Source organism: Microcystis sp. M53602_WE12 (assembly GCF_030065455.1).
Taxonomy (GTDB): Bacteria; Cyanobacteriota; Cyanobacteriia; order Cyanobacteriales; family Microcystaceae; genus Microcystis; species Microcystis aeruginosa.
The window spans coordinates 1-7,265 of the sequence record NZ_JASJFB010000762.1 but is presented as its reverse complement, the minus strand read 5'-3'; the positions used below and the strand labels follow the sequence as shown (position 1 = coordinate 7,265).

7 protein-coding genes are annotated in these 7,265 nt (G+C 43.0%); 5 read left to right on the top strand and 2 right to left on the bottom strand.

Annotation, left to right across the window (positions count from 1 at the left end; all coding sequences use genetic code 11):
- Positions 1–539 precede the first annotated feature (539 nt).
- From acpP to PX482_RS23495, 5 genes are all read left to right on the top strand, one after another.
- A complete protein-coding gene (gene acpP / locus PX482_RS23515) occupies positions 540–788 on the top strand; it encodes an acyl carrier protein (protein ID WP_002798625.1) in 249 nt (82 codons plus the stop codon).
- 70 nt (positions 789–858) lie between these two features.
- The gene (gene fabF / locus PX482_RS23510; RefSeq protein WP_288028078.1) at positions 859–2,109 is read left to right on the top strand and encodes a beta-ketoacyl-ACP synthase II; all 1,251 of its coding nucleotides are present in this window, start codon (positions 859–861) and stop codon (positions 2,107–2,109) included.
- Between the two features lie 82 nt (positions 2,110–2,191).
- Complete coding sequence (tkt, locus tag PX482_RS23505) at positions 2,192–4,198, top strand: transketolase (RefSeq protein WP_288123103.1); 2,007 nt, start codon at positions 2,192–2,194, stop codon at positions 4,196–4,198.
- 166 nt (positions 4,199–4,364) lie between these two features.
- The gene (locus PX482_RS23500) at positions 4,365–5,132 is read left to right on the top strand and encodes a hypothetical protein (RefSeq protein WP_004159432.1); all 768 of its coding nucleotides are present in this window, start codon (positions 4,365–4,367) and stop codon (positions 5,130–5,132) included.
- A complete protein-coding gene (locus PX482_RS23495) occupies positions 5,129–5,599 on the top strand; it encodes a type II toxin-antitoxin system VapC family toxin (RefSeq protein WP_004159431.1) in 471 nt (156 codons plus the stop codon). The genes PX482_RS23500 and PX482_RS23495 overlap by 4 nt, the downstream gene beginning before the upstream one ends.
- A 435-nt stretch (positions 5,600–6,034) precedes the next feature.
- Here PX482_RS23495 and PX482_RS23490 read toward each other — a convergent pair whose 3' ends face one another.
- Both PX482_RS23490 and PX482_RS23485 read right to left on the bottom strand, forming a co-directional pair.
- Entirely contained in the window at positions 6,035–6,928 is an 894-nt protein-coding gene (locus PX482_RS23490; RefSeq protein WP_045361839.1) for a DNA adenine methylase, read from the bottom strand.
- Positions 6,929–7,055: 127 nt separating this feature from the next.
- On the bottom strand, positions 7,056–7,265 hold a 210-nt coding region (locus PX482_RS23485; RefSeq protein ID WP_288123101.1), incomplete at its 5' end, for a hypothetical protein.

The following is a 7,265-nucleotide window of genomic DNA, read 5'->3' as shown; positions in this document are numbered from 1 at the left end:
GCTTTTCTGGTCGGAACCCCCTAAGCCGAGCTTTCAAGGTGCTGCGCCGTCCACTTGGTTTTCGAGACTGGCCTTTTAATTCTAACGTAAAGCCAACCTAGAACGGCGGGGTTTCAGACCCAAAATTTCCGATGATTATTATCTGAATTTCGGAGTTATCCGTTATATTTTTGCTTTTTATTCGGTCGTCAGGCGATAAGAGACAGGAGACAGGAGATAGGAGACAGGAGATAGGAGATAGGAGATAGGAGACAGGAGACAGGAGACAGGAGATTATTTCTATTTATTCTCCCTTCTCCCTACACCCCACACCCCACACCCTACACCCCACACCCCACACCCCACACCCTACACCCCACACCCCACTTCCCCGATGATCGAGAAAAAACTTCATCAAGAGGGGAACAACTTCCAGTAAGATGAAAAATGGTCAGTGAAAAAGCTAACCGAAATTTATTGTCGGAAATGGTAACACCGCCCCATTTCCCCAGACCCTAGAGGCTAGAGTCCGGTAAACCAGCGGATAAAAATTGACATCCATGAGTGAAGGTATTTTCGATCGAGTTAAAAAAGTTGTTGTGGAACAATTAGAAGTAGAGCCGGAAAAAGTTACTCCCGACGCAAGCTTTGCTAATGATCTGCAAGCTGATTCCCTTGATGTGGTCGAGTTAGTGATGGCTTTAGAGGAAGAATTTGATATTGAAATTCCCGACGAAGCGGCCGAACAAATTGACACTGTGGGCAAAGCTGTTGACCATATTAGCGAGAAAGTAGGAGCAACCGCCTAATTATTGCGAGAAAATTGACAATTTAGCCTTAAATATCTGGGGCAAAATCTGCCCTTATTTTTGAACAAACATGACAGAATTGCCATTAAAAAGGGTTGTCATCACGGGGATGGGTGCAATCACTCCCCTCGGCAATAATCTAGCAGACTATTGGACAGGCTTAATCAACGGCAAAAGTGGCATTGGTTTAATTACCCACTTTGATGCCTCCCGTCACGCTTGTCGCATTGCTGGGGAAGTGCGGGGTTTTGACCCCCACGACTATGTGGATCGCAAAGAGGCAAAGCGCATGGACCGTTTCGCTCAATTTGCCGTCGCCGCCAGTTTGCAAGCACTGCAAGATTCTCAATTAGTTATCGACGCTCTCAATGCCGATGATATAGGAGTACTAATCGGTACGGGCGTGGGTGGCATAAAAGTGCTTGAGGATCAACAGGAAATTTACTTGACAAAAGGTCCGAGCCGGTGTAGTCCCTTCATGATCCCGATGATGATTGCCAATATGGCCGCTGGTTTAACCGCCATCCACACGGGGGCCAAAGGACCGAGTAACTGCACCGTGACCGCTTGCGCCGCCGGTTCCAATGCCATCGGCGATGCTTTCCGTCTAGTACAAAGGGGTTTAGCCAAAGCGATGATCTGCGGCGGGACGGAAGCTGCCGTTACCCCCCTGGGATTGGCTGGTTTTGCCTCCGCTAAGGCCCTGTCCACCCGCAACGATGACCCCACCCGGGCCAGTCGTCCCTTTGACAAGGATCGGGATGGTTTTGTCATGGGGGAAGGGGCAGGAATTTTGATTATAGAGGAATTAGAAACAGCCTTGGCTCGTGGGGCGCGGATTTACGCCGAAATGATCGGTTATGGTCTGACTTGCGATGCCTATCACATGACGGCACCAGTTCCCGACGGTCGTGGAGCCACCAGAGCGATCGAATTAGCGATCAAAGATGCCGGTTTAACTCCGGCGGAAATTAGCTATATCAACGCCCACGGCACCAGTACAGGGGCTAATGATCCCACGGAAACCAAGGCGATTAAAAAAGCTTTAGGAGAATCGGCCTACAAAATCCCCGTCAGTTCCACCAAATCGATGACAGGCCACCTTTTAGGCGGTTCTGGCGGCATTGAAGCCGTGGCCACGGTTATGGCGATCGCTAATGATCGGATTCCCCCGACTCTCAACCTGGACAATCCCGACCCCGATTGTGATCTCGATTACGTCCCCTACGAAAGTCGTCAGCAGATAGTTAACGCTGCCCTCTCCAACTCCTTTGGATTTGGCGGCCATAACGTCACCTTAGCTTTTAGAAAATATGCTTGAGTCGATGCCCCTGAAAGAGTAATCTTTGAGTGGCTCCCTCTTTAACCTGGTCTTATTTTTGTAGTTCATTCTAAAAAACATTATGGTTGTCGCCTCCCAATCCCTCGAAGAACTTTGTATTAATGCGGTGCGTTTTTTAGCGGTAGATGCCGTAGAAAAAGCTAAATCGGGACACCCCGGACTGCCCATGGGAGCCGCTCCCATGGCCTTTGTTCTCTGGGATCAATTCCTGCGTTTTAACCCGAAAAACCCCCAATGGGTTAATCGTGATCGTTTTGTTCTCTCCGCCGGTCATGGTTGTATGCTGCAGTACGCTTTGATGTACCTGACCGGATACGATAGCGTTCCCCTCGAGGAAATTAAACAATTCCGGCAGTGGAAATCGAAAACCCCCGGCCACCCCGAAAATTTCGTCACGGAAGGGGTGGAAGTGACCACCGGTCCTCTGGGTCAAGGGATTGCTAATGGTGTCGGTTTGGCCCTAGCAGAAGCCCATTTAGCGGCCCGTTTCAACAAACCGGATGCCAAAATTATCGACCATTACACCTATGTGATTTTGGGTGATGGTTGCAATATGGAGGGTATTTCCGGGGAAGCTTGTTCTTTAGCCGGTCACTGGGGTTTAGGCAAGTTAATCGCTCTCTACGATGATAACCATATCTCGATCGATGGTTCCACCGATATCGCTTTTACCGAAGACGTGAGCAAGCGTTTTGAAGCCTACGGTTGGCACGTTCAGCACGTCGAGAATGGTAACACCGATTTAGATGCCATTGCCAATGCGATCGCAGCCGCCAAAGCTGTCACCGATAAACCCTCGATGATTAAAATCACCACCACTATCGGTTATGGTTCCCCCAATAAGTCTAATACCGCCGATGTTCACGGGGCAGCTTTAGGAGCAACAGAAATCGAGTTAACCCGGAAAGCGTTAGGTTGGCAATACGAGCCGTTTGTGGTTCCCGATGAGGTGTTAAATCGTTTCCGGCAAGCAGTGGACAAGGGAGCAACGGCAGAAACGGACTGGAATAAGTTATTTAACGAATATCAGGCCAAATATCCCGCAGAAGCGGCTTTATTTGAACAGTTAACCACCGGTCAACTGCCGGAAGGTTGGGAGCAAGCTTTACCGGTTTATAAACCCGAAGATAAGGCGCTCGCTAGTCGTAAACACTCGGAAATCTGCTTAAATGCGCTTGCGGGGGTTTTACCCGGTTTAATCGGTGGTTCGGCGGATTTAACCCACTCTAACTACACCGAATTAGAGCATTTTGGTAATTTCCAAAAAGGCAGTTATCAGGAGCGTAACGTCCATTTTGGCGTGCGGGAACACGCGATGGGGGCGATTTGTAACGGGATTGCTCTCCATAACACGGGATTGATTCCCTACGGGGCGACTTTCCTGATTTTCACCGACTATATGCGGAATTCTATCCGTTTATCGGCATTGTCAGAAACCCGCGTCATCTGGGTAATGACTCACGATTCCATTGCCTTAGGGGAAGATGGACCGACTCACCAACCCGTGGAACACGTTGCTTCTCTGCGCGCTATTCCTAACCTCTTAGTCATGCGTCCGGGGGATGGTACGGAAACTTCCGGTGCTTATAAAGTAGCGGTGAGCGAAACTAAGCGCCCGACGTTACTAGCATTATCCCGTCAAAATCTGCCCAATTTAGCGGGAACTTCCCTCGATGGTGTGGCTAAAGGTGCTTATGTTATAACCGATTGTGAAGGTACTCCCGATGTCATTCTCATCGGTACGGGTGGCGAGTTGTATCTCTGCGATAAAGCGGCTGCGGTGTTAAAAGAAGCAGGAATTAAAGCTCGCGTCGTTTCTATGCCCTGTTGGGAGCTATTCGAGGAACAATCGGCAGAATACAAAGAATCGGTACTGCCGAAAGCAGTGAAAAAACGTCTCGCAGTGGAAGCGGGTTCAACTATGGGTTGGCATCGTTACATCACCGATGAGGGGGATGTGTTGGGGGTTGATACCTTCGGCGCTTCTGCTCCAGGAGGTGTGATTCTAGAGAAGTTTGGTTTTACCGTGGATAACGTGGTAGCGAAGGCAAAAGCGTTGTTAGGTTAATTAAACTTTGATTTTGTGGAAAAAGCCCGCGCAAGCGGGTTTTTTGTGGTTATAGGTCAACCTAGTTTAGGCTTTAGGGTTAGTTCATGTAAAAATGTAAAGTAGGAAGCTTTAGTAGTTAGCCAAAACCTTTACACTTGAGATAATTATCACGATTCCTAGAGCCATGACTAAAGGGGAAAGCCCTATATCGAAGGAAACAATCAAGAGCCTAACACTAGATATAGAAGGCTCACTGTTGTCTTTTGATAAATTTATCAAGGCTCAAGAACAATTAGCAATACTACTCCATGAAGTAGATAAAACCCTTGCTAACAAAAATCGCCCCCTGATAAATTGGAGAATCTCTCAAATTCATAGTGGCAGCATTCATCTTACTTTAGAAGGAATGCCTCAAGATCAGATTACACCTAGTCAAATTTCTGAAGTTATTAAGACTGTAGAAAGGGGAATAGTAACAATTTTAGAACATCCGATTCGCCCTAAGTATTTTTCTGATCGAGCTTTAGAAAGTGCGCGATCATTAGCAATATTGAAAAAAAGAGATGAGTTTATGGTGCAATTGGGCTTTGATTCAAGGTGTATCGACTTGAATCAAGCTTTGATTGCTAATGTTGATGAAATTATCGGGGGAAAATATCAAAGTTTTGGTACTGTAGAAGGTGTGCTTAAAGCTATTGATGTAAGTCGTCAACCTATTTTTAGAGTTTACAATTTATTGACTAATAAAAGTGTTAAATGTTACTTTGAACCAAATTTACTTGATAATATCAAAGAATATCTAGAAAAAAGAGTCTCTGTATCGGGGATAGTTACCTCTAGAGAAGATGGGGAAAAAATCGGGATTAAAGTTGAGTCAATTGATCTTTTTCCTGAGGAAAAAGATTTACCTACCATTGAGGAAATGATCGGAATTTGGGGAGGAAGTAAGTGATTCGTCCAACAAAAAAGCTACACTACTGGGATTCTTGTGTTTTTTTAGCTTTCCTGAAAAATGAAAAGGATAAAATTAATGATTGTATTTCTGTTCTCAAAGCAGCTGAAAATGGTCAGGTAATAATTGTGACTTCTGCTCTTACTTTTATTGAAGTGGTGAAATTAGAAAAAGGACAGCCAAAATTACCTAAAGAAAGTGAGGAAAAAATCAGAGATTTTTTCCGACATGAGTGGATTTATATTTATGATGTGGACAGAAAAGTTGGTGAACTAGCCAGAGAATTGATGTGGCAATATCAGGCACTAAAACCTAAAGATGCAACTCATGTGGCGACGGCAATTAAAGCCAGAGTGGATGTTTTAGATACTTTTGATGATGGCTTGCTGAAACTCTCTGGAGAAATCGGTGATCCTCCTTTAATAATTAGAAAACCTTTTTTTGAAGTTCAACTTGATCTTTTTTGAAAAAGTACCCATTCTCGCACAAGAAAATTACAAATCGAATTACCGAACACAAAAGGTCTAAATTGATAGGAATACCTTCATATTAAAACAGATTTTGATTTAGTGATTACATCTCTTGCCAATGCTTTTTTTTAGACCAATTTAGAAACGGGACTATTTGTTTGGAAGCCCACACCAAAAGAGCAAATATTTTTAAGCAAAATTAATATTAATAATCAAGAAGAAGCCCTTTTAAAAATGTACGTTGCCAGAAGTAAAGATTTAACAGCAAATCAAACCAATAATATCAATTGTTCTCGCCAGAAATGCCAGGATCAAAACTGTAATTTCATCCCTAATTATCCCAAAATTTTCTTTGATGTTAATACGGCTGAACCTCTACAACCATGGCTCCCGATAGAAAAAATAGAGGATTTACTTGATTAAAATTAGGAATCAAGATACATCGAATAAACTTAATTGTAGAGGTGTAAATCTTGCAGGTTTCTCAAGATCATAATTAGCAATAAATACCTCCTTGCCCTTGCGTCTTTCACTCTGATAACCATGTTCTAATTTTAAACCATTTTTTTGATCATCAGTTCGATTAATAGTGTAATTCCATTCATTATCTTGTAAAGAAATACACCAATCATACATTTCTCTAATTTCGGAGCAATTATCATAAGTCAAAAGAAATTTAAATCGATGTTGATGTTTTTTCAACGTCTTACATAACCTTTCATGATCTTCTAGACTGAAGAAGCAGGAATAGAATTTATTTTGATCTGCTTGAAAGTAAGGAGGATCGACAAATAAAAAGTAATCATCGGGTAATTGATTGATTAAATCTTCAAAATCTAAACAAGATAAATTGACATTTTGCAGTTTTTCCGAAGTGGTTTTTAGGTGAGAAGGCCAGTTTTCAGGACGCATAGAATACTTATCACCATAGCCCCAATAACAATTTTCAAGTTTCATAATTCCTGAGTAGGAAGTTCTATTTAGATAATACCAACGCATGGCTCTTTCTAGGTCATTGGCTGGTTGAAATTCATTTTTATAATAACTGTGTAGTTCTTTGGTAGCGTTTAGATCTTTTAATAATTCAATTAGACTATCAAGATAATCTTTGATATGTCGATAACAGTTGATTAATTCCTCATCTTTGTCATTGAGAATATTCTCTGCTACACTTTCCTTAGCAAAGAATATAGATGCTCCCCCCGCAAAGGGTTCACAATACTTATGGTGACTAGGAAGACAAGCTAAGATTAGCTTACGGGCATAAAATTTACCGCCGGGATAACGAAAAGGAGAATTACTAAGTTTTTTAGCGATTTTGGACATTACCTTTGATTTTAGAGGCTTTTCTTTGAGATTATTTTAACAAAATTACGATATTTTATCTAGGAATGTCAGAGAAGTTCGGTTTTACTGTGGATAACGTGGTAGCGAAGGCAAAAGCGTTGTTAGGTTAATTAAAACTTTGGTTTTGTGGAAAAAGCCCGCGCAAGCGGGTTTTTTTGTGGTTATAGGTCAACATAGTCAGCAATTCCAAATTCAAACGGTAGTGTAGGATACAGAATTGATTTCGCTTCTGTCCCTCAAAATAGAGTGAACGAGTTGCCCATTGGGTTTTGCAGGAATGGAAGTCCAAGATTTGAGTTTTATAGGGATGCTGAGC